This is a genomic window from Spelaeicoccus albus (assembly GCF_013409065.1).
Classification (GTDB): domain Bacteria; phylum Actinomycetota; class Actinomycetes; order Actinomycetales; family Brevibacteriaceae; genus Spelaeicoccus; species Spelaeicoccus albus.
Map to the genome: position 1 here is coordinate 1,350,137 of NZ_JACBZP010000001.1, position 21,971 is coordinate 1,372,107.

At 60.9% G+C, this 21,971-nt stretch carries 20 protein-coding genes; 15 read left to right on the plus strand and 5 right to left on the minus strand.

What is annotated here, in order from left to right:
- Positions 1-4: 4 nt before the first annotated feature.
- Positions 5-748 (minus strand): FadR/GntR family transcriptional regulator, encoded by a 744-nt coding sequence (locus BJY26_RS06275; protein WP_179426638.1) that lies wholly within the window; start codon positions 746-748, stop codon positions 5-7.
- A 182-nt stretch (positions 749-930) separates the two neighbouring features.
- Between BJY26_RS06275 and BJY26_RS06280 the strand changes: the two genes are divergently transcribed.
- From BJY26_RS06280 to BJY26_RS06290, 3 genes are read left to right on the plus strand one after another with little or no spacing between them, the layout of a single operon-like run.
- Positions 931-1,734: a sugar phosphate isomerase/epimerase family protein gene (locus BJY26_RS06280; RefSeq protein ID WP_179426640.1), complete on the plus strand. Its 804-nt coding sequence runs from the start codon at positions 931-933 to the stop codon at positions 1,732-1,734.
- Positions 1,727-2,581, plus strand: a complete 855-nt coding sequence (locus BJY26_RS06285) for a phosphogluconate dehydrogenase C-terminal domain-containing protein (RefSeq protein ID WP_308191240.1) — start codon at positions 1,727-1,729, stop codon at positions 2,579-2,581. Before BJY26_RS06280 ends, BJY26_RS06285 begins: the two co-directional genes overlap by 8 nt.
- Positions 2,582-2,626: 45 nt before the next feature.
- The gene (locus tag BJY26_RS06290) at positions 2,627-3,943 is read left to right on the plus strand and encodes an MFS transporter (protein ID WP_179426642.1); all 1,317 of its coding nucleotides are present in this window, start codon (positions 2,627-2,629) and stop codon (positions 3,941-3,943) included.
- 62 nt (positions 3,944-4,005) lie between these two features.
- Here the strand turns inward: BJY26_RS06290 and BJY26_RS06295 are convergent, their stop codons facing one another.
- Positions 4,006-4,995, minus strand: coding sequence for a LacI family DNA-binding transcriptional regulator (locus BJY26_RS06295; protein WP_179426644.1), 990 nt, complete (start codon positions 4,993-4,995; stop codon positions 4,006-4,008).
- On the opposite strand from BJY26_RS06295, the gene BJY26_RS06300 reads away from it, so the two are divergent.
- Both BJY26_RS06300 and add read left to right on the plus strand, forming a co-directional pair.
- On the plus strand, positions 4,950-6,458 hold the full coding sequence (locus BJY26_RS06300; protein ID WP_269151148.1) for an NCS2 family permease: 1,509 nt from the start codon (positions 4,950-4,952) through the stop codon (positions 6,456-6,458). The two genes, BJY26_RS06295 and BJY26_RS06300, sit on opposite strands and share 46 nt — an antisense overlap.
- A 21-nt stretch (positions 6,459-6,479) precedes the next feature.
- Positions 6,480-7,472 (plus strand): adenosine deaminase, encoded by a 993-nt coding sequence (gene add / locus BJY26_RS06305; protein WP_179426648.1) that lies wholly within the window; start codon positions 6,480-6,482, stop codon positions 7,470-7,472.
- On the opposite strand, the gene BJY26_RS19020 is transcribed toward add, so the two are convergent.
- Positions 7,426-7,785 carry a type II toxin-antitoxin system ParD family antitoxin gene (locus BJY26_RS19020; protein WP_237248930.1) on the minus strand — a complete coding sequence of 120 codons (360 nt, stop codon included), beginning with the start codon at positions 7,783-7,785 and terminating at the stop codon, positions 7,426-7,428. The two genes, add and BJY26_RS19020, sit on opposite strands and share 47 nt — an antisense overlap.
- A gap of 157 nt (positions 7,786-7,942) precedes the next feature.
- Here BJY26_RS19020 and BJY26_RS06315 point away from each other — a divergent pair, with 157 nt between their 5' ends.
- The 8 genes from BJY26_RS06315 to BJY26_RS06350 all read left to right on the plus strand — a co-directional run bounded on the left by BJY26_RS06315 (position 7,943) and on the right by BJY26_RS06350 (position 16,153).
- Positions 7,943-9,316, plus strand: coding sequence for an MFS transporter (locus BJY26_RS06315; protein WP_179426650.1), 1,374 nt, complete (start codon positions 7,943-7,945; stop codon positions 9,314-9,316).
- Between the two features lie 106 nt (positions 9,317-9,422).
- Positions 9,423-9,884: a MarR family winged helix-turn-helix transcriptional regulator gene (locus BJY26_RS06320; protein ID WP_179426652.1), complete on the plus strand. Its 462-nt coding sequence runs from the start codon at positions 9,423-9,425 to the stop codon at positions 9,882-9,884.
- A 62-nt stretch (positions 9,885-9,946) separates the two neighbouring features.
- A complete protein-coding gene (locus BJY26_RS06325; RefSeq protein WP_179426654.1) occupies positions 9,947-10,888 on the plus strand; it encodes a hydroxymethylglutaryl-CoA lyase in 942 nt (313 codons plus the stop codon).
- Positions 10,885-11,610, plus strand: coding sequence for an enoyl-CoA hydratase/isomerase family protein (locus tag BJY26_RS06330; RefSeq protein ID WP_179426656.1), 726 nt, complete (start codon positions 10,885-10,887; stop codon positions 11,608-11,610). Before BJY26_RS06325 ends, BJY26_RS06330 begins: the two co-directional genes overlap by 4 nt.
- Positions 11,611-11,614: 4 nt before the next feature.
- Positions 11,615-12,778: a CaiB/BaiF CoA transferase family protein gene (locus tag BJY26_RS06335; RefSeq protein WP_179426658.1), complete on the plus strand. Its 1,164-nt coding sequence runs from the start codon at positions 11,615-11,617 to the stop codon at positions 12,776-12,778.
- On the plus strand, positions 12,778-13,587 hold the full coding sequence (locus BJY26_RS06340; RefSeq protein ID WP_179426660.1) for an enoyl-CoA hydratase/isomerase family protein: 810 nt from the start codon (positions 12,778-12,780) through the stop codon (positions 13,585-13,587). Before BJY26_RS06335 ends, BJY26_RS06340 begins: the two co-directional genes overlap by 1 nt.
- Positions 13,584-15,200 carry an AMP-binding protein gene (locus BJY26_RS06345; protein WP_179426661.1) on the plus strand — a complete coding sequence of 539 codons (1,617 nt, stop codon included), beginning with the start codon at positions 13,584-13,586 and terminating at the stop codon, positions 15,198-15,200. Before BJY26_RS06340 ends, BJY26_RS06345 begins: the two co-directional genes overlap by 4 nt.
- Positions 15,197-16,153, plus strand: a complete 957-nt coding sequence (locus tag BJY26_RS06350) for an NAD(P)H-dependent flavin oxidoreductase (protein WP_237248931.1) — start codon at positions 15,197-15,199, stop codon at positions 16,151-16,153. The genes BJY26_RS06345 and BJY26_RS06350 overlap by 4 nt, the downstream gene beginning before the upstream one ends.
- 262 nt (positions 16,154-16,415) lie before the next feature.
- Here BJY26_RS06350 and BJY26_RS06355 read toward each other — a convergent pair whose 3' ends face one another.
- Positions 16,416-17,351 (minus strand): LysR family transcriptional regulator, encoded by a 936-nt coding sequence (locus tag BJY26_RS06355; protein ID WP_218852287.1) that lies wholly within the window; start codon positions 17,349-17,351, stop codon positions 16,416-16,418.
- A gap of 79 nt (positions 17,352-17,430) precedes the next feature.
- Here BJY26_RS06355 and hisD point away from each other — a divergent pair, with 79 nt between their 5' ends.
- Together hisD and BJY26_RS06365 are read left to right on the plus strand one after the other, a co-directional pair.
- Entirely contained in the window at positions 17,431-18,762 is a 1,332-nt protein-coding gene (gene hisD / locus BJY26_RS06360; RefSeq protein WP_179426662.1) for a histidinol dehydrogenase, read from the plus strand.
- A gap of 163 nt (positions 18,763-18,925) precedes the next feature.
- The gene (locus tag BJY26_RS06365) at positions 18,926-20,239 is read left to right on the plus strand and encodes an MFS transporter (protein WP_179426663.1); all 1,314 of its coding nucleotides are present in this window, start codon (positions 18,926-18,928) and stop codon (positions 20,237-20,239) included.
- A 425-nt stretch (positions 20,240-20,664) separates the two neighbouring features.
- Here the strand turns inward: BJY26_RS06365 and BJY26_RS06370 are convergent, their stop codons facing one another.
- On the minus strand, positions 20,665-21,894 hold the full coding sequence (locus tag BJY26_RS06370; RefSeq protein ID WP_179426664.1) for an ROK family transcriptional regulator: 1,230 nt from the start codon (positions 21,892-21,894) through the stop codon (positions 20,665-20,667).
- Between the last annotated feature and the right edge of the window lie 77 nt (positions 21,895-21,971).

Sequence of the window (21,971 nt, forward strand, 5' to 3'; positions counted from 1 at the left end):
TTCACTAGTCATTTCCGCTTCCGGCAGCGACGACACGACGGGTCGCCGTCGTCATGTGAGCCTGCATGGCTCGCTCCGCTCGGTCGGGGTCATGGGCAGCGATCGCATCGAGTACGGCCTGGTGTTGACGACAAGCTTCGGCGGCTTGAGCACGCGTGCTGACTGCCCGTGCCGCCCACACCCCGATCAGCGATCGGATGGTCTGCAGCAAATCGCCGAGAACCTCGTTGCCCGCAGTCTTGGCGATCGAGGCGTGGAATCGCACGTCAGCCTCGATGAATTCGCGCGGTGTGTCCAGCGTCGCGCTCATCCCGTCGACGTAGTGCTGAAGTTCGTCGACGTCCGTTCGGGATGCGTTCTCGGCGCATGTTCGTGCGACAGTTCGCTCCAGGCTCGAGCGGATTTCCAGCAGCTCTTCGGTGCGGGGAGCTGCCAGGATCAGCCCCCAGCTCAACGTCCGCGGAAGCAGATCCGAGGCGCTGCCTTGCAGGTACGTGCCTGATCCGGCCCGTACCTGTACGACCCCGAGGATCTCCAAGGCAGCGAGCGCTTCGCGCACGGCCGACCGCCCTACACCGAGTGATTCGGCCAGTGAGCGCTCGGGAGGAAGGCGCGATCCCGGCGCTAGTTCGCCGTCCGTGAGCAGTTGCAAGAGCTGACGGGCAACTTCCGATGCGGGCGACCCCGGAGTGACCGGTTCGAGTTCGAGGCGGACTCCCAATGGATCATCGTTGCTGAATGCGGGCATATCGCCAGGGTAGCGGCACCCTGCTTCGCACGTGCCCGCAGTGGTGCACCCCGGCCGCGTGAAAAAATCGTGAACCGGCACGCAATCAGCCAAACCGGTTGACAGGTTGACCTCTCGGGCGGATCATCGTGATTGGCGCCACAGCCGGCCGTGTCGCGCACCCATCGAAAGGAGGATGATCCATGAGCGTTGGCCTTTCCACATACGCCTATTTCTGGCGTATGTCGGCGTCGAGTCCCCGGCAAATGGCGTTGGACGACGCTCTGCGGGACGCCGCCAGCCTTGGGGTCGACGTCTTCCAGATCTGCGACCACGCCCCACTTGACGACGCGGACGACGAACGGCTCAACGAGTGGGGCGGGCTCGCCGCCGCTTTGGGGCTCGAGATCGAGGTCGGCACCCGCGGTACCGATCCCGTTCATCTCGCGCGGTACCTGCATATCGCCCGCGCCGTCGGTGCGCGCCTCGTGCGATCGATGTGGACATCGGGCGACGACCAGCCTGACAACGCCGAGACCGAACGCCGATTGGCGTCCGCGCTGCCGGCGTACCGCGGCGCGGGCGTGACTCTTGCCCTGGAAACCTACGAACAGGTGCCGACGACGCGGCTCCTCGACGTCGTCCGGAGACTCGACGACCCGCATCTGGGGATCTGTCTGGATCCGGCTAACACGGTTGCCGCGCTTGAACATCCCGACGACGTCGTCGCACGCACGGCTCCGTACGTGCGGAACTGGCATGTGAAGGACTTCGACTTCATCCGCTCCCCGGGGTGGGTCGGATTCCACTACACCGGTGTGCCGATCGGAACGGGCAAACTGCGCTACGACGCGATCCACGAAGCGCTTAGCCCGGATCAGCTCGGCATTAACGAAATCGTCGAGTTCTGGCTGCCCTGGCAAGGCGACCCGGAGACCACTGCTCGCACCGAGGCGGACTGGGCCGCCACGACCATCGACTACTTGAGGAGCAAACACAGTGCCTGAAGGAACCACCATCGCCGTGATCGGAGCCGGCGGGAAGATGGGCACCCGCGTGTCCAACAATCTTGCCGCCTCGGACTATTCGGTCCTCTACAGCGAGAATTCGACGGCGGGTCAAGAGCGCCTCGAGTCAGCCGGGCTCGACGTCACGCCGTCCGACGACGCCGTCCGCGTCGCCGACGTCGTCATTCTGGCCGTCCCCGACGTGGTGCTCGGCACGGTGTCCGAGGACGTCGTGCCGAAGATGACGCCCGGGTCCATCCTGCTCACGCTCGACCCCGCCGCAGCATACGCCGGTCAGCTGGCCGAACGATCCGACATCCACTTCGCCGTCGCCCATCCGTGCCACCCGTCGGTGTTCCTCGAACGGACGACCACCGAGCAGTGGCAGGACACCTTCGGTGGCGTGGCTGCGCCGCAAGAGGTCGTTGCCGCGCTCGAAGGGGCCGACGACGCCGTCCGCGAGCGTGCCGAAGCCGTCATCAGCACGATTTACGCACCGGTCATCGCCGTGCACTGGGTCACCGTCCGTCAGCTCGCCGTGCTTGAACCGACGCTGGTGGAGACTATCGCGTGCATGATCGGGGAGTTCCTGAACGAGGCGCTTGACGAGACCGTGAACACCGCCGGCGTGCCACGCGAAGCGGCTCGAGCAATTTTGTACGGCCACACATGGATCGCGCTGACGAACGGCCTACGCGGCTCGAATCCGTTCTCCGACGCCTGCCATATCGCGATGGACTACGGCAGGGACAAGATCATCAAGCCCACGTGGAAAGAGATCTTCGACGACAGTCAACTCGACGACGTGATTGCCCGGATGCTGAGGATCGATGCCGTGAAGCGATGACCACGGATTCACCGAAGAATTCAGCTCGGAAAGGAACGTAGAGAAGTGTCTGAAAAATCTCTGGCGACGTCTGAATCCAAAGACGTCCGCTACATGGTCTACCTCATTATCATCGCCCTTCTCGGGTGGTCACTCGCATCGTACGATTCAAACCTGCTCACGCTGACGATGCCCGCGATCGCCGACGACCTGCACCTGTCCGCGACCGTGCTCGGCATCCTGGGCTTCTTGGTGTCCGGCGCGGAAGTTGTCGTCTGCCTGTTCGTGGGGTGGGGGATGGATCACCTCGGCCGCAAGCGGATGTGGATGATCTGCCTGGGGATCGCGGGGATCTTCACAGGGTTGACGTTTTTTGTCCAGGACTTCTGGCAGCTGGCAATCGTGCGTATGATCGCGTCGGCATTCGCGTTCGCCGAACTTGCCGTGTCGGTCACGCTGGTCAATGAGCAAGTGCCGGCGAAACGGCGCGGCTTTCTGTACTCGATAGTCCAGGGCGGCTGGCCGGTCGGTGTCTTCCTTGCGTCGCTGCTGTATCTGCTTGTCGGTCAGTTTGGATGGCGTGTCGTCTACCTCTTCGGCATCATCCCGCTAGTCCTTGTCGCCGTCGGCCGGATCTGGGTTCGTGAATCCGATCGCTTTACGCACATGAAAGCAATGCACGAAGCGGTCAAGAGGGACGACACCGCCGAAATCGCCAGGCTCCAAGCTGAACGGCCGGTGAAGGCCGAGGAGATGAAGCAAGGCTCCATCCGCGAGATCTTCGGTACTGCCGGACGTGTGCGGTCAGTGCTCATCAAATTGACGATTACCTGGTTGCTTTACTCGATGTCGTTTGTGGCGACGAACGTCTACATCGCGTTCTGGCTGACCAAAGTGAAAGGGTGGTCGGCCGACGGGGTTGCAACACTGCTGCTGGTCAGCGGCGGTATCGGATTCTTCTTTTACATCATCGGCGGAATACTGGGTGAAAAATTCGGCAGACGGAACGTAATGATCGTCTCTGCTCTGCTTGTCGGACCGCTCAATCTCGTGTTGCTGCTCCTGACGAACAACGTGTGGCTGGCCATCGTGTTCTTCCTCATCTATCAAGTGACGAACGGTACGTGGTCCGGCGCCGGGTACTCCTATCAAGCCGAAGTGTTCCCAACTCGTGTCCGAGGAACCGCCGTCGGCTGGATGGGTGCGATGAACGTCGGTGGGCAGATGCTCGGCAGTGCGGTCTGGATCCTGATGACGTCGACGACCAATCTTGTGATCACCTGGATCGTCATCGCGGTCGGGATAGGCGTTTGTCAGGGAATCAGTACGTGTTTCCTGCCGCATATCAAGCCCGGCCAAGAGCTGGAAGAAGTCGCAACCTGACTCGATCGTCGTGATCACGCGACGGTGTTTCTCGCGATGACGTCCCGGGTTCGGATTGTGAGTCAGACGCTGCTGCCGTGAGCAAGCGTTGTGGAGATGGTCCAGTGAGTGAATTGAAGCGTGCCGTCCGCGGAGCTGTCGCGGAAGTTCCCCGCGATGCGCGCGCCGAGGCGTTCGGTAGCTTCGCGCCCGGCTTGGGCGAGTGGTTGGTGAATTCCGGTGATATTGGGGATTCCGAATCCGACGTCGAGGAGATCATCCGTGCTTGCGATTGCAATATCGTCAGGCACCTGGTGGCCGGATGCTCCGAGCGCGGATAGAAGGCCGTACGCGACGAGGCCGTTGTACGCGACGACCGCTGTCGCTCCGGAATGGACTACCGATTCATGCAGTGACGCACCTGCGGCAATAGTTGGCTCGACGACGCCCAACCGCCGACATTCGGCATGTCGTTCGTCTGCGCTTGTCATGAGCGCAGCAAATCTGGTTTCGTCAGTGAGTGAACCGGGCGGCCCGCCAATGTAGGCGATCGTCCGGTGCCCGGCGCCGAGGATATGTGCGGCGAGCTCGTGCGTCCCTCTCTCGACATCGATAACGACCGAGTCCACCATGTCCACCGCGCGATTCACCGTGACGATGGGGATCATCTTCGCCGCATCGGAGATGACCGTTGCATCGCTGCGCGGGCTGACGAGAATCATCCCGTCGACTCGTCCCCGCAATCGCCACAGTATTTCAGCTTCGCGATTTGCATCGCCGTGACTGTCGGCAATCACGAGTTCGCCACCGGCCCTTTCGGCTTCGGCATGCGCGGCAGAGATAATCGGCGCAAAGTAGGGACTGCGTAGATCCGGCACGAGGAGGCCAACCAAGTCAGTCCGCCCCCTTGCCAAAGCCCGGGCCGCCGAATTGCGGGCAAATCCAACAGATGCGGCGGCGGTCCTCACACGTTCGCGCGTTTTCTCGCTGACCTTGTCCGGCCGACTGAAGACACGCGACACCGTGGATGCTGAGACGCCGGCCCGTATCGCCACTTCGTCGAGCGTCGCCACCAACAGCCTCCTCGTTCATCCGTTCACTTGACCGCCCCGCCAAACGACAACAATACTATGTTTGCAAGCGCTTGCATTTTGCGCGTTTCTCAAGCATCGTTTTCAGAGCCAAGGAGGCCTCTGTGCGCACAGAGCAGACCGATCGACCCTCTGTCACACCAAGTCGGCTACGAAGAATCGGGCGATTCGGGATTGCGGAACGAGGGTCGACTCGCGGCCGCGAACTCACCGCCGGGCTGAGCATGTTTCTCGCCACGGCGTACACGGTCGTCGTCATCCCGGGGATGCTCAGCGACGCAGGACTTCCGCACGCGGCAGTGACAACGTGCGTCATCGTCGTTGTTGCGCTTGGAACCGCGGCGATGGGCCTATTCGGTAACCTCCCCATGGTCTTGGCCCCGGGGCTAGGTGGAGTATCGCTTGTCGCGTACACCCTCGTTCTCGACGGTAATGTCGATTATCCGACGGCGATGGGAATGGTCTTCTGGTCCGGACTTGCTTTCCTGCTGTTGACGATCTTTGGTATCCGCAGCCTCGTGGCGCGCATCATCCCAGCATCCATCAGAATGGCGATTGGGCCCGCGATTGGAATCTTCATCGCGTTCGTCGGTTTCCGTTCGGCAGGGCTCACCGTCGCTGGAAAGAGCTCACTCGAACTTGGCGACCTCGCGTCCCCCGCCGCCCTCATGACACTCCTCGGCGTCGTCGTTCTGATTGCGCTCAACGCGCGAAAAGTACCGGGCAGCTTCATCATCGTGATCGTCGCCATCACGATCATCGGAATTCCGTTGGGGTTGACCAAGCTTGACGGGGCACCGTTTGGCCTGCCGGCGTCGCCGAGTGGTCTCCTTTTCCACATCGACCTCATCGGCTCGCTTTCGCCGCACTATCTGCCGTACCTCTTTGCGTTCTTCGCGTCGGAATTCTTCTCGACAACGGGGGTGGTCATGACCGTGACCGACCATATCGGGCAGTCCGCCGGCACCACGACGCAAATCGATCCCAAACGCCCCTTCCTGGTCGATTCGTCGTCGATCATGGCTGGTTCGCTGTTCGGATCGCCCTCAGTCACAACCTATGCCGAATCGGCCGCCGGAGCGGAGGCCGGCGGCCGTACCGGCCTCTCGTCGCTCTGGGCTGCTGCATGTTTCGCCATTCTCCTCATCGCAACTCCATTAGCCGGGGCGATTCCGTCGGCCGCAACAGCGCCGGTCGTCATAGTCGTTGGACTGACCATCGTGGCAGGCTTCCGCCGAATCGACAGCTCCGACCTCACGGAACTCTTGCCTGCCGTCATCGTCCTCGTCTGCACGCTGCTGTGGGGTAATTTCGGCACCGGCATCGCTGCCGGTCTTCTCGGTTATGTCCTCATCAAGGTGTGCGCCGGAAAGTGGAAGGACATTCACCCCGGCATGTGGGTCATGACGCCGTTCCTCGTCTACTTCTTCATCGCCGCCGCCTGAGCTCCAAGAAAGGAACTGCACATGCGCCCGCTGATCGACCTTCACCTGCACCTCCCGGGCACGGTTCGCGCCGAAACGTTCGCCGAGCTTGCTGCCGGCCACGACATCGACCTGCCGCTGCCGGCAAACGAGCTCTACGCGCGAATCAACTCCGACCCCACCGAAGAGGAAAAACCGCGCGGACCGTGGTTCCCGCTGCTGCGAATCTACGAACTCATCTCCGCAAGCCTTCGCACGAAGGATGATTTTTCTCGGGTCACCTTCGAAGCACTCGAGGACGGCAAAACAAGTAGCAACCTTTGCTATGCGGAACTAGCCTTCAGCCCCTCGGTGCATATGCAGGCGGGCGTGAAATACGCCGACATCGTCGCGGGAATCGAAAACGGCGTCGCCCGTGCGCGCCGCGAACTCGGTGTCGAGGCCCGCGCGATCGCCGCGATCAACCGCGAAGACACTGCGGACGTGGCCCTCGACATGGTGCGCGCCGTGCTCGACTGCCCGTCCGAGGCCATCCCCGGTATTGGCCTCGACTTCTACGAGCTGGCTGGGATGCCGGAAAAGTTCGCCGACGCTTTTCAGCTCGCGGGAGACAATGGATTGTTCAGGACGGCGCATGCCGGCGAGCACGCGCCCACGGCCGAGACCGTGGCTACCGCGCTCGATGTACTCGGATGCGACAGGCTCGACCACGGGTATCAGATTCTCCGCGATCCCGAGATCGTCGCGCGATGCGCCGAACGCGGAACGATCTTCAACGTCGCCTTCACAACCTCACGGCGAGCACTCATCCCGTGGCGGAAGGAGTCGATCATGAAGATGGTCGAATCCGGACTGCGTGTTTCCATCAATTCCGATGACCCCGCACTTTTCCCCACCACTGTCCGTCGAGAAATGGACATCGCCGCGCAAATTCTGGGCGACGGACATGAAGAATGGCTTCTCGAAAACTCCGTCGACGCCTCATTTCTCACGAGCGACGACAAGCAGCAGCTCCGAACCCGAGTGCTGAGCTGATGTCTGGGCGACCGGTTGTACAGAGATCCCGCTGCGCGGCGCGAGTGAGTCGATACTTTCTCAGACCTTTTTGCGGCGACGAAGGCGTTGTAGCCGGCGACGAAGGCGTTGTAGCCAAATTCCTCTGCTGCGCAGCTGGCCTCGCCAGTTTCCGGCACAGCCGAAGTGCGGCTAACTGGGGTTCGTGCTCCTCCAACAGTCTCAGGCCGGCGCGAATCACTTCGCTTGCTGACCTGTATCGTCCCACCTTCACCTGGTCGGAGAGCAACGCTGCAAACTGATCATCGAGACCGATCGGCGTGTCCGCGACCATGCTGAAGTAATACCAAAGATTGGTATTACACGAGGTCGAACAGCCTGCAACCAATTTACTCAGGTCAAATTTACTGTTGACAAATACAACAGTGAAGCCAACACTTGCAGTAACAACTCATCGTTGTGATTTTGCGTACGATCAACGGAGACCTGCAATGACTGATCCAGTGAAGACAAGCCTCGAGGGTCGCGCCGAGCCGTCGGCATCGGCCACCGAGAAGAACGCGCTCTACCGCAAGATCGCCTTCCGGCTCATGCCCTTGCTGGTGGTGTGCTATCTGGTCAGCTATATCGATCGCACCAATATCGGCATCGCGCAGGTCGGCCTTCATCAGGACCTCGGGTTCAGCGAGGGCGTGTACGCGTTCGGCGTCAGCTTGTATTTCGTCGGGTTCATCCTATTCGAGGTGCCCAGTAACGCCTTGATGGCCCGCATCGGCGCCCGCAAAACGCTGCTACGTATCATGATCGCGTGGGGGCTCGTCACGATCGCGACGATGTTCGTCCACAACGCGGTGATGTTCTACGTCGCCCGTTTTCTGCTCGGCGTTGCCGAAGCAGGCTTCTTCCCGGGTTGTCTTCTCCTCTTGTCCTACTGGTTCCCGTCATCCCGGCGGACCCGGATGACTGCCATCTTCTTTATGTCCATACCGGTCTCCGGGATCATCGGTTCCCTCGTGTCCGGATGGATTATGTCTGTATTCGGCGGCATCTGGGACCTGTCGAGCTGGCAGTGGCTGTTCCTGCTCGAAGGAATTCCGGCGGTGCTGCTCGCCTTCGTCGTCTTCGTCATGCTCTCGGACCGGCCCGCGCAGGCCCCGTGGTTGTCTGACCGGGAAAAAGCGATAGTTGAAAATGACCTCGCCGACGACCAACGCCGTAAGGCAATGAAACCCTCCCGCAAGGGCGGATTGCGTCAAGCCTTAAGTGATCCGCGCGTTTGGATCCTCGGCTTGGGTGCCTGCGCGGCGTACACACTCGCAAACGCCGTGTCTTTCTGGACGCCGCGAATCATCAATGAAGCAGGTATCGACGATCCAATGTTGCTCGGCCTGCTCTCCGCCATTCCTCCCGTCTTCGGAATTGTTGCCATGCAACTTGTCGGCCGTAGCTCGGACAAGCGACTCGAACGCCGATGGCACACAGCCGTTTGCTGGCTTTGTGCAATTGTCGCAATGGTTGTGCTGTCGTTCTTCCTGCACAGCCCGTACTTGGTGGTCGTGCTCCTGTGCGTCATGGCGGCCGCACACTATTCCGGTCTCACCGTGTACTATTCGATTCCGTCCATTTATCTCGGAGCGAAGTCCGCGGCAACGGGCATCGCCTTCGTCACGGCGATGGGTTCGGTGGCAGCCGCGCTCGCCCCGGCAATGCTCGGCTGGATCCATAACGTCACCGGGAACATTTCTCTCGGGCTCGTGCTCAGTGCCGCAATCATCTTCCTCGGCGTCCTTGTCGTTCTCATCGGGATTTCGGCGAAGTCCTTGCGGGAAAAGCCGAATCAGGCCCTCCGGGACTCCGCTGAATAGTCTTGTCCGGCCTCGCCCTCGCGCACGAACAGGGATCACCGCCCGGATACCCTGGGCTACAACGATGCCCAGGGTAACCAGAAGAAAGCCGAGAGACAGCGAAGCGATGGGGAGAATCCACCAAAAGCCGATTTCCGAGCTGCTCTCATACCGTTTGTCGAGGGTCGCCGGAACGCTCTCTCGCAGTGCATCGGTGCGATACCGGCGCGAATTCGACGTGAGTCTCGGCGAATGGCGGGTGATCGCACTGCTCGGTGAAAAGCCGGGGACGACGCTCAATCGCCTGGCGCGCCGGGCGGCGCTTGACAAGTCGCAGATGAGCCGCGTCGTGGCCCGGCTCGAAGAGCGCGGCTATGTCACGCGCAGCGCCGGCGCCCGTCGGTCGACCATGTTGACGCTTACCGAGGCCGGCCTCGGCGTGTATGACGGCTTGATCGGGGCGGCCAATCAACGCGATCAGCGACTTGAATCGCTGGCATCCCCGGCCAAGATGCGGGTCTTCGAAGAGGTCCTCGATGCCCTCGATGTTTTTGCCCGGCAAATGGAAGCCGAAGAAGACACCAAATAAGGCACTGTTGATAAAGTCAACAGTGACCTGTAGTGTGAAGCCAACGCACGAAGGGGGCTCACATGGCTGACGTCGACATCAACGAATGCTTTGCACGCGACGGGCTGCAGCATGAATCAACGTTTATCGACACGGATACCAAGCTCGCGCTCCTCGACGGGTTTGCCCGGACAGGGTTCGCCCGGATTGAGGCAACGAGCTATAGCAATCCCCGCCAGGTCCCGGCCTTCAGTGACGCCGGCGCGCTGCTCCGGCAGCTGACGCGGCATCCGGGCGTTTATTTCAAGGCCACCTGTCCGAACGTCAAGGGCGTCGAGCGCGCACTCGCCGATTACGACGCGGGATACGGCGCCGAAGAGATCAGCCTGCTCACCTCCGCCAGCAACTCGCATTCGCTCAAAAACCTGCGCGCCACACGCGATGAACAATGGCAAAAGACGCGCACCATGGCCGAGCTAGCTCAAGGAAAATTCCGCATCGTCGGCGTTGTGTCCGTCGCATTCGGCTGCCCGTTCGAAGGGAAAATCGACCAGCGCATCGTGCTAGACGACGTCCGCCGGTTTCGTGAGTTCGGGGCCGACATCGTCACGATCGGCGACACGACGGGACTCGCCGACCCGGCGTCCGCGAAGTCGCTGTTCGTGAACCTCTCCGCCGAACACGGCGACTTTCCGATCGTCGCCCATTTCCACGACACCCGCGGTGCCGGCCTGGCCAATGCACTTGCGGCATACGAGGCCGGCTGCCGTCGATTCGACACCGCTATGGGCGGTGTCGGCGGGCACCCGGCGCAAATCGAATACGGATCCGGCGAAACCGGCAATATTGCTACGGAAGACGCCGTCAACCTCTTTGAATCCATGGGTGTCGACACCGGCCTGGACCTCGACGAACTGATGAGCATGTCCGCGGCCTGCGAACGCGCCTTGGCGCGACGGCTCACCAGCAAAGTCAGCCGCGCCGGACTGACGGTGGATTCATTGAAAGGAAGTGCCGCTGCATGAGTGATCACCTTTTGGCCGAATTATCGGACGGCGTGCAAACACTGACTCTGAACCGGCCCGACAAGCTCAACGCGCTGAATACCGAACTGACGACCGCGATCCGCGATGCACTACTGGATGCCGATGCCAATCCCGACGTTCGAGCGGTCGTCTTGACAGGCAATGGCCGAGGATTTTGCGCCGGCGCCGATTTGGCCGAATTCAAAGACCTCACGCCGGATCACGAAGACCGCGTCGCCGCGCGCGCGGCGCTCACCTGCGAAACTCAAGCTCTGCAACAGAAAATTCGAGTTCCCGTGATCGCTGCGGTCGCCGGGCACGCGGTGGGCGGCGGCGCCGGCCTGGCGTTGGGAAGTGACATGGTCTTCGCGGCGGACGACGTGAAACTGGGCTATCCGGAGATCCGGCACTCAATTGTGCCGGCGCTGGTCATGACGGGATTGCAGCGCCACTTCGGCCGCAAGATGGCGTTCGAACTGATCTCGACCGGGCGCATGCTGACGGCGCACGAATTGTTCGACCTGGGCATCGTCAATCGCGTCGTTCCGCGGGAGGATCTGCTGCCAGCCGCATACGACGTGGCAAGCCGATGGGCGCAAGCAACACCGAAAGCCATGCAGGCGATCAAATCACTTTTCTACCGCGTATCGGATCTGCCTTACGACGCTGCCATGCGCGTCGGTCAGGACGTGAACGCGATGATGCGTTCCTTTAGGAGTTGAGATTGTGACGAAGCCACTGGAGGGCCTGACGGTCCTGGATTTCTCTCGCGTGCTCGCAGCGCCCATGGCCACACAGATCCTGGCCGATTTGGGCGCGTCCGTGATCAAGATCGAACGGCCGGGCATCGGCGACGAGACGCGGTCGTTCGAACCGCAAATAGGCGACGGCGAAAGCGCATACTTTTTCGCGTTCAATCGCGGCAAAAAATCGGTCACGCTCGACTTGCGTAGCGCTGAGGGCCGCGACGCGGTGCTGTCGCTGGTCCGGGACGTCGACGTGGTTGTCGAGAACTTCTTGCCCGGCGCAATGGAGCGGCTTGGGCTGGGTTACGACGATCTGACGGCCGTCAACGACAAGCTCGTGTACGTCTCGGCCACGGGATTCGGCCAGACCGGGCCGGAGAGAACGCGCAAAGGGTACGACACGATCTTTCAGGCGCTCTCCGGCGTCATGTCGCTCACAGGCCATCCGGGCTCCGGCCCGGCGAAGGTGGGTGTGCCGATCGCCGACATGACGAGCGGACTCTGGATAGCCATTGGCATCTTGACGGGGCTTGTGGGACGCGGCCGGCACGGCATCGGCACCTACGTCGACCTGGCCATGATGGACGTACAGACCAGTTTGCTGGCGCTCGCCGCCGCCCGCGTCTTCGCACTCGACGAGGACCCGACCCGCACGGGGACTCAGCACCCGGGCCGTGTCCCGTCGGCGGCATTCGAATGCCTCGACGGCTGGATCCATATCAGCGGAAGCGACCAGCACTGGATTCCGCTGTGCGAATCGCTCGGGCTGTTCGAGCTGGCGCGTGACGACGAGCTCCACACAAATGCCGGGCGATTACAGAACCGGCAACTCGTCATGAAGTCACTTCGCGAAGCCATTCGCGGACAGGAACGCGCGGACGTCGTAGCGAGCCTGCAAGGCGTCGGCGTCCCGGTCGGTGAGGTCCGCAGCGTTCGTGAAGCGCTCGACGCACCACAAACCCGAGCCCGCGGAATGGTGGGGCAATTCGACCACCCCTCGGCCGGGACATTCCGCGCTTTGCGCAGCCCCATCAAATTCAACAACTACGACGACCCGGAGATCGTTGCTCCGCCGGTACTCGGCGCCGACACGGACGACGTGCTGCGGCGCGGTTCGCGGGCGTCATTGGAAGGAGACGGCTGATGACGACCGACACGCGCAGTGATGTCACGGCAGATTTGCACAGTGAAGTCACGGCGGAGATCTCGGACGGCGTCGCGGTCGTCACGTTGAACCGGCCGAGTGCCCGGAACGCGCTGAACCTTCCGATGTGCTTGGCGTTGACGGACACATTCCGCACATTGAACGCCGATGACGGCGTCAAGGCGGTAGTCGTCCAAGGCGCCGGCCCGTCGTTTTGCGCCGGGGCTGACCTGAAAGAACGCAAGGGCCGGGACGCCGCGTGGGTGCGGGGTCGCCGACAGGCCTCGTTCGAGGCGTACCGGACGATTGAGAGCTGCCGCAAGCCGGTGCTGACCTTGGTACACGGGAGCGTTGTCGGGTCGGGCGGCGAAATAGCGATGGCCGGTGACTTCGTGTACGCCGCGAGCAACACGGTCTTCAAATTTCCCGAGGTGCACTGGGGGACCGTCGGCGCCACGCAACGGCTGCAACGCGTCATCGGCAAACGGAAGGCCAAAGAACTACTGTTGACCAACGGCACGTTATCGGCCGGTGAAGCGCTCGCCTTCGGACTCGTCCTGCGCGTCATCGACCCCGACGAGCTGGAGACGGTGGGGATCGAAACGGCTCGCACGATGGCAGCCGCGCCGCCGCTGTCGGTCGAATTGACGAAACAAGCCATCGACCTGGGCGCCGAACTGACATTGGAACAAGGCATCCGGGTAGAGATGAACGCAATCGAACGCAATCTGGCCGATCCCGGCTGGAAGGACGGCGTCGACCGGTTCGCCGCCGCTCACGAGTCACGGCAGGAGAGCGACCACCAGTGACCAGTGAAGTATGCCCGGTGACGACGGTGGACGTGCTGCAGCGAGCGGCGTTCATTGCTCCCGACGTGGAAGCTGTCGTGTGCGGGGACGAGCGAGTGACCTACGCGGAATTGGGCCGCCGAGTCGCGGTGATCGCGCGAGCGCTTTGCAGTAGCGGCGTCGAGCCACGCGATCACGTGGCGGTGTGCGCCGGTAACGGTCCGCGTTGGGTCGAGCTATTTTATGCGATCAGCTCGATCGGCGCCGTCGTCGTTCCAGTCAACACGAGGTTCAAGGCCGACGAGGTCCGTTACACGCTCGAACAGTCGAAGTCCCGATTCCTTGTCACGGAGCCACGGGTGCTGAGCTCCGATTTCGCGAGCATGCTCCGCGACATCTGCCCGGAGATCGGTACGGCATTGCCGGGGCCGGCGCTTCCGGACCTTGAACAGGTGGTTTTCACTTGCGACGACGACGTTCCGGACGGCGCGACCGGCTGGACCGAGTTTCTCAAGGCCGCGGACGAGGTCGACGCTTCCGGCGGGTACACGGCCAGCCCCGACGACGTGGCATTGATCCAGTACACGTCGGGGACGACGTCGCGACCCAAAGGCGTGCTGTTGACGCATCGAAGCATGTGCATGGACGCGTATTTCTCCGGCACTCGCATGGGCCTTCGGCTGGCGGATCGATTCCATTCCGTTCGCCCGTTCTTTCACGTGGCGGGGAGCACGTTGTCCGTGCTGACGAGCGGCCAATGCGTGAACACGCTCGTCACGATGCCGCGATTCGAGCCGGGCCCGGCGTTGGAAATCATGGAGCGCGAACGGTGCACGCACTTTTCCGGCAACGACACGATCGCGCTGATGCTGCTCAATCACCCGGATCGTGCCAGCCGGAACCTGAGCCTGCGGGGCGGTTGGGTGGCCGCCGCGCCGGCGGTGATCCGCAGGGTGATTGATGACCTGGGAGCCACCGAAGTCGTCGTCGGATACGGGTTGTCGGAGGCCGCGCCGAACGTCGCGCAGTCGTCGTGGCACGAAGACCGGGAATTGCGGATTTCCGCGGCCATGCTGCCCGAACCCGGCGTCGAAGTCCGAATCTGGAGCCTCGTCGGCGCCGGCGAATGCGGTGTGGGTGAACGCGGCGAGATCCAGGTGCGCGGCTGGAGCGTCATGCAAGGCTACTTCAACCAGCCAGAGCAGACCGCGAAGGCATTTACAGAAGACGGGTGGCTGAAAACCGGCGACATCGGCGTCATGGATGACACCCGGCGGATCACGTTCGTTGGACGGACGAAGGACCTCATCCGGGTCGGCGGCGAGAACGTCGCACCGGCCGAAATCGAGAACATGTTGCATCGCCATCCGTTGGTGAAACAAGCGGTGGTCGTCGGCGTGCCGGATGCACGGTTGGGCGAAACCCCGTTCGCGTTCGTCATCCTCAACGAGGGGGCGTCGGCCATCGAGTCCGAATTGGAACAGTGGATGAAGGATCGGATCGCGGGGTTTAAATTGCCCCGGTATTTCCGGATCGTCGATGGATTTGAGGATATCGGCATGACCGCGAGTTCGAAGATTCAGAAGAACAAGCTGCGCGAGCACGCGTCGTCACTGTTGGAAGGCGCGAAGTGAACGACGCAATTAGCACGCGATTTACCGAGTTGGTCGGGGTGAAATACCCGATCGTGCAAGCGGGAATGTCCTGGGCATCGTCATGCTGGGAACTCCCGGTTGCGGTGAGCAACGCGGGCGGACTTGGCGTTCTGGCGGCCGGGCCGATGCGGATCCCCGACATCAAACAGACGATCGATGAGATTCAAGGACGGACGGATCGGCCGTGGGCTGCGAATCTGCCGTTGTACCGCAAGGGGGTCGATGAGGCGAAGCAGGTTATCGCCAACGCGGCGCCGCCCGTGCTGGTGGCTTCGCAAGGCGGCCCCAAGGCGTACTTGAGCGAATTCCACGATGTCGGCACCAAGTGCTTGCACGTCGTGGGGAGCGTGACGCATGCGCTGAAGGCCGCGGAAGCCGGAGTTGACGGTTTGATAGTTGTTGGTGGCGAGGCCGGAGGGCACCCGCCTAAGGAGATGGTGTCGACGACGGTGCTGGCGCGGCGGATCGCGCTGGCGGTTCCGGAGCTGCCGATCATCGCGTCGGGCGGTTTCGTTGACGGCGCCGGGTTGGTCGCGGCGCTGGCCGTGGGAGCAAGCGCGGCTCAGTTCGGCACGCGCTTCTTGGCATCGACCGAGGCATCGGTGCACCCGGCGTACAAGCAGATGGTGCTGGACGCGGACGTCGACGACACGAGGACGGTGGGCCGTGACCTCGGCGTCATCCGCGCCATCGCCAATGATTTCACTGCCGAGATGGAAGAGCTCGAGGTCGGCGGGGCATCGAAAGACGCGCGCAAGCTGCGATTCGGTTCATCGGTGTTACGTCAGGCCGCGGCCGACGGCGATGTTGCGCAGGGGAAAGTCGAGGCGGGCCAGTCGGCCGGTCTGATCGGGTCTGTCGAGGATGCTGCAACAATCGTGAGCTCGATCGTTTCAGAGTACCGCGCCGTGGTCGACGGTTTGCCCGGTTGAATTGGATAGCGCCGTCAGGCATTGCGAGTGGCACTATTGTTTGCGATGGTCAAAGCTGGGCCACCTACGTGCCGAAAATTTAAGATGCGGTTGAACAACCTGCTCGACTTGTTCTTTGTCCGTGGCGGCCTCGGTGTCTCCGGGCATTGCGTAGAACTCGTTGCTCATACCGCCGAATTTTCCGGCTCGTCGTGATTCCTCAATTCTGCCGCTACCGTCCCAGCCAGCAGGACGTGGACGGTATGGACGACTCAGGCCGCGGTCACGGCTCATCTAAGGTGCCTCCGGTCTGGCGTACTCTTCGTACAGCGAGCTCGGCCATGCGGCGAGCTGCCGGGGAAAGGCTCTCTCCTTTGCGTGAAACGAGAGCGAGCGTGTCGTAAAGAGGTTCAGCGAATGGCACCGTGTTCATGCTTTCCGGAATCGCGCCTGAACGCTCGATCGCGGAGTTGACAATCGTGTCCGCTTGTCCGCTAGCGGCAATCAGCATGGCTGTTTCAACGTGCTCGACTTCGAGGTGCGGGTCCAGCGTGAGCCCGCGGAGCGCAGCGCGGTTCAGCAACTGCTTGCGAGTGGGGTCGTCCCACCCTGTATACGCGTCGTAGAGCACCAGGACGGAAGCCGCGGCCTCCTCCATCGTGATCGGTCCGTTTCCCGGATCTCGCGTGGCCGATGCGTATAAGACTTCGTCTCTGGCAAGCGGCTTGATGTCCAAGCGCTGATCGTCAGTAGGAAGAACGACCAACCCGGCCTCGAATTCCCCTTCGGCAATCGAGTGGGCGACTAGTGCTGAGTTCACGCCGAGCAGTCGAACGCGCACGCCGGGGTAGCTTTGATGGAAGCGTTCTGCAAGGTCCGACAACCCGTAGTATGCCGCGTTACGTGGCACACCGAACGTGCATGTTCCTGACTCGAGTGCATTTAATGCATGCACGGCGTCGACTCCGTTGCTCATGGCGGTCAGTGCCTGGCGCGCATGTTGACGAAGTTCGTTGGCGGCCTCCGTGGCGACTAATCGCCGGCCGCCGCGAACGAAAAGTCGTGTTCCGAGTTCCGCTTCCAACCGGGCGACCAGTTCAGATACGGACGCTTGAGAAGTACGCAAGGTCCTCGACGCAGCAGTGAATGTGCCCTCGTCGAGGGTCGACAAGAACGCCTGCAACTGGGTTAAAGTCATCGCTTCCTCCGCGACCAACACGAATATACAAGGAATCCCTATAGATTCTATCGTAATACATAAGGTTGTGCATGGGCATTATTGGTTTTAGGGTCGTCACATGCGAATTCAAGACAGCGATATGCACCGGATAACCGGCAGGTTTACGACGTTGAAGGACTACGCTGAGAAATACGCTCGGGATGGCGGCTCATCGAGCGTCGTTGAAACGGTCACGACGATGTTAGACGACATCGAAGCCAACGGGATCGAAGCTGTGCGGCGCTACGCCAAGTCTCTCGACAAGTGGGAATCACCAGATTTTGAGGTTTCGGGAGAACAGCTGGCGCACGCTGGCGACGCCTTGGACACGACGTTGCGTGAGGCGATGCGAGCTAGCGCCGAGCGGACCAGGGCGTTCGCCCGAGCGCAGCGTGAGCATTTGAACGACCTCGATTTTGAATTGTTGCCTGGGCTCCAGGTCGGTCATCGTTATGTTCCCGTCGCAAGTGTGGGCGCGTATCTCCCAGCCGGTCAGTTTCCGATCCTTTCAAGTGCATTCATGTCAATCAATGTGGCAAAGGTTGCTGGCGTCTCGAATACGATCGCCTGCACGCCTCCAGCGAGTGATGGAAGCGCCAATCCGGCCGTTTTGTACGCAGCGTACCTTGCCGGTGCCGATCATGTATTCGTCCTCGGTGGAGTCCAAGCGCTGGCAGGAATGGCCTACGGTCTCCTTGGTCAACCACCCGCGTCGATGATGGTGGGCGCGGGGAACGCGTTCGTCACTGAAGCAAAGCGACAGCTCTTCGGAAAGGTGGGCATTGACCTGCTTGCCGGGCCGTCTGAAATCGCCGTGATCGCCGACGACAGTGCCGATCCGGCATGGGTCGCAGCAGATTTGCTCGGGCAAGCCGAGCATGGGGTGCAGTCCCCAGCCTCGCTTGTGACAACTTCACAAGCGTTTGGGGAAGCGGTCATCGAAAATATCGACAAGCAGCTGCACACGCTGACGACAGCTCACATCGCTGGTCCCGCGTGGCGGGACTTCGGTACCGTCTACGTAGCCGACGGTAACGAGGCGGCCGTCGAACTGATGAACTTGTTGGCTCCTGAACATCTCGAGCTACAAACAGAGGATGACAATTGGTTCTACGAGCGTCTGACCAACTATGGATCAATTTTTATCGGGCCATGGTCGACGGTGGCGTTTTCTGACAAGGGCCAGTCGGGTACGAATCACACGCTACCGACTGGCCGCGGTGCGGCCTCATCGGCCGGCCTTTCTGTCGCGCGTTTCCTGAAGCCTTTGACTTTTCAACGAGCAACGCAACAATCGATCGCCGCACTGGCTCCGAACACGGCTGCCATCGCGCACTACGAAGGCATGGCTGCTCATCAGGCAACGGCCGACATTCGGGCAATGGCCGCAGACGTCCGATCGAATGAGTAGACGAGTTTGGCATGAGTAGTTACGGCCGCGCCAGTGCGCGTGTGCTCAGCGGCGACTGGGCTGTCACGGTCAAGGTACTGGCGCGGCCCAAATTTCGGGTAATGACGTGCATGGCTATCAAATTACGAATCCTTCCTTCTTCCAACGACGCAAAGGAGCGATCATGAAGGGTAATACTCGAGACCAGCCAGCCGAGCTACGACGTCGCCCGCTTGCACGGGTAGTACTCGCGTCGTCTATCGGCACATTCATCGAATATTATGATTATGCGGTCTTCGGTGCGGTGGCACCGATCATTGCGTCGCTGTTCTTTCCCTCTAGCGATCCCACGGCGGGATTACTCGCAACCTTTGCAGTGTTCGGGCTAGCATTTGTCCTTCGCCCGGTCGGAGCATTCATATTCGGTCCGATGGGTGATCGCTTAGGTCGAAAAAAAACGCTGATCATTGTCATAATATGTATGGGGCTAGGCACGTTCATTATTGGTTTCTTGCCGACGTATTCTCAGGCCGGTATATTTGCGCCGATTTTGCTTGTCGCCGCGAGACTTGTGCAAGGACTTTCAGCAGGCGGTGAGCTGTCCGGAGCCTCTATCTACGTGGCCGAGAGCGCGCCGCAGAACCGCCGTGGTCTGATGACGAGTTGGTTACAAGTGGCGAATACCGTTGCTTTCCTTCCCGGCTTGGCAATCGTCGCGATTCTCGAGAGTGTGCTCTCTGACTCTGCGATGGACAGTTGGGGTTGGCGAATCCCGTTTCTCGTGGCGGGCCCGTTGGCATTCATCGGCCAATACATGCGCCGACGATTGGAGGAGTCGCCTGTATTTGAGAATATTGTTGCCGCCGGGTCGCGAACTCGGGCACCGCTAAAAAGCACGTTTACAAATACTGCAACTTATAAAGATCTAACATTTATCGTATTCTATGGCGCGGCGACGTTTGTTGGATTCTATTTTATCCTGACATATTTGCCTACATTTGTGAGCACCACGCTTAATTACAATTCGAATTTCGGCATCCTTGTCGTTGGGGCGTTTTGTGTCGGTAGCGTGGTCGCGATTCCTGTGGCCGGCTTGCTTTCGGACATAGTCGGCAGGAAACCCGTTTCGCTTGCGTCGTGTATAGGGTTTTTCGTACTTGCCTACCCTGCCATCTTGTTGCTCAAGCCCGGAAACGTTGTTCTTGCTGTCGTTGCAGGATTGTTGCTCGCTATCCCGACCTCGGGCTTCCAAGCGGTTTTGTTGGTCACGTCGCTCGAGCGATTCTCGTCGCCCATCCGGTACACGGGGTACGGGGTGGGGTATGCATTGCTGTCCGCGATTTTCGGCGGAACCACGCCATACGTCACTGAATCGCTTACGTCGGCGTCTGGGAATTACCTCATGCCAGCTTATATCTTGATGACCGCAGCGCTTATATCACTGGTTCCGACGATCTTCATGCGGGAGACGGCTCACAGACGGCTGGTGGATATATAGGCTATTCGGCGTGTTTGAAGCATCTCGTAAGCGATATTCCCAACTGGACTGAGTCGGTTTCGTGTAAGACATTTCGGTCTCGGAAACCACTCGCGCGACACGTTCAATTGGCTCCGGACAGCCGAGCCTCTTAGGACGGGTGGCTTCACGCGGGGGCGGTACGCTGGTCGAATCTGTTCTTGAATTGAATTAGGGCGGAAATCGGGTCGTTGGGTCTGAGAGGTTCGAGCGCGTAGATTCGGGCTTGGCGGGCAGCTCAGATGGCCGAATACGATAGTTCCGAGTAGGGCCGGCGGAGATGTCTGATACAGCGATGTGGTCTTCGGGACGGTCGCATCAATTGATTGCCGTGGAAGTCCCAATGTGTTTGCCTCTGGGCTGAACATCTCCACTTTTACCGCCGATATATCGTCAAGGCTGCTCCCTCACGCCGGCAAAAACAGGTGTGACGGGCGCGCGGAAACGGCATTTGCGAGGACCAGCGAAGCTGCTCCGATAGGGCCCACGTCTTCGCCCAGCGTCGTACCGCGAATTTCGACACCGTGGACGTCACTGAAAATGTGGAGCTTTTCCACGATGGGCGGCACCACGCGCATGAAGATCGGTGCAAAGGATTGCCAGTTCGGCCCTCCGAACACGACCGTGTCGAGATCGAGTGTGTTAATGAGGTTGGCGGCGGCCCGTGCGAAGCCGCGAGCGGCCCGCTCGACGATTATGCGCGCTCCCTCGTGGCCATCATCCGCACGACGACATAATTCCGCTACCGCTTTCTCGACCTCGGCAGCGTCGTCGTGGTCGACGGAATCAATGAGACCGTCGCGTTCAGCTTGTTTGACGAGATCGAGGGGCATCGCCGTCACGGCGAGACACCCACGGTCGCCGCAGTAGCAGCGCGGTCCGTCCGGATCGCCGGTCAGGTGTCCGAAGTTGCCGAGATTTCCCGATGATCCGTGCATGATCTCGCCGCCGAGTACGACGCCGACCCCGGCGCCCGTACCGAGATAAATGAATCCAAAATTGTTCGACGCGTCGGAATCTGCCCACACCTCTCCAGTGATGGCGGCGACGGTGTCCTTTTCCAGAACGACAGGAATGTTCAGCCGTGCGCTCAGCTCGTCGCGAAGCCGGACTATCGTCCATCCGCGGAGGTTCGGCGGTCCGATGAGAGCTCCGGCAGCCATCCCAATTGGCCCTGGTGCGGCAACCCCGAGCCCGCTCAGGCTGGTCGATGACACGTTGTTGCGTTCGATCAGCGTGCGGACGTGCTCGACGAGCGCGTCGATGACATCGGCGGGATCATTGGTCATCGGATTGACAAGGGAGAGTCGATCGACGATGCACCCACCGAGATCGACAAGCGCGAGAACGGTGCGCGCCGGATCGATGTGCAGACCGATGGCGCACTTGCTGTTCGGGATGATCTCGTACACGGTCCTGCGCTTGCCGAGGTCCCCCGTCACGCGTCCGGATTCGCGGATGAGGCCTTCCGCCGTGAGACGTCGGCAAATGTTCGTGACGGTCTGGCCAGCCAGACCTGTCTGATCGGTGAGTTCGACCCGGCTAATGCCCGGTTGTCGGCGGATGAGATCGACGATCAGTACCTGGTTGTAGTCGCTGACGCGCGGCAGATTCGATCCCCGGTTTCTCAACTTCACTCCCGCCAATGTCGTTGTTCGATCACATGGTTGAGCCTAAATTATATGCACGAACTATAGACAAAACAATTTGATTG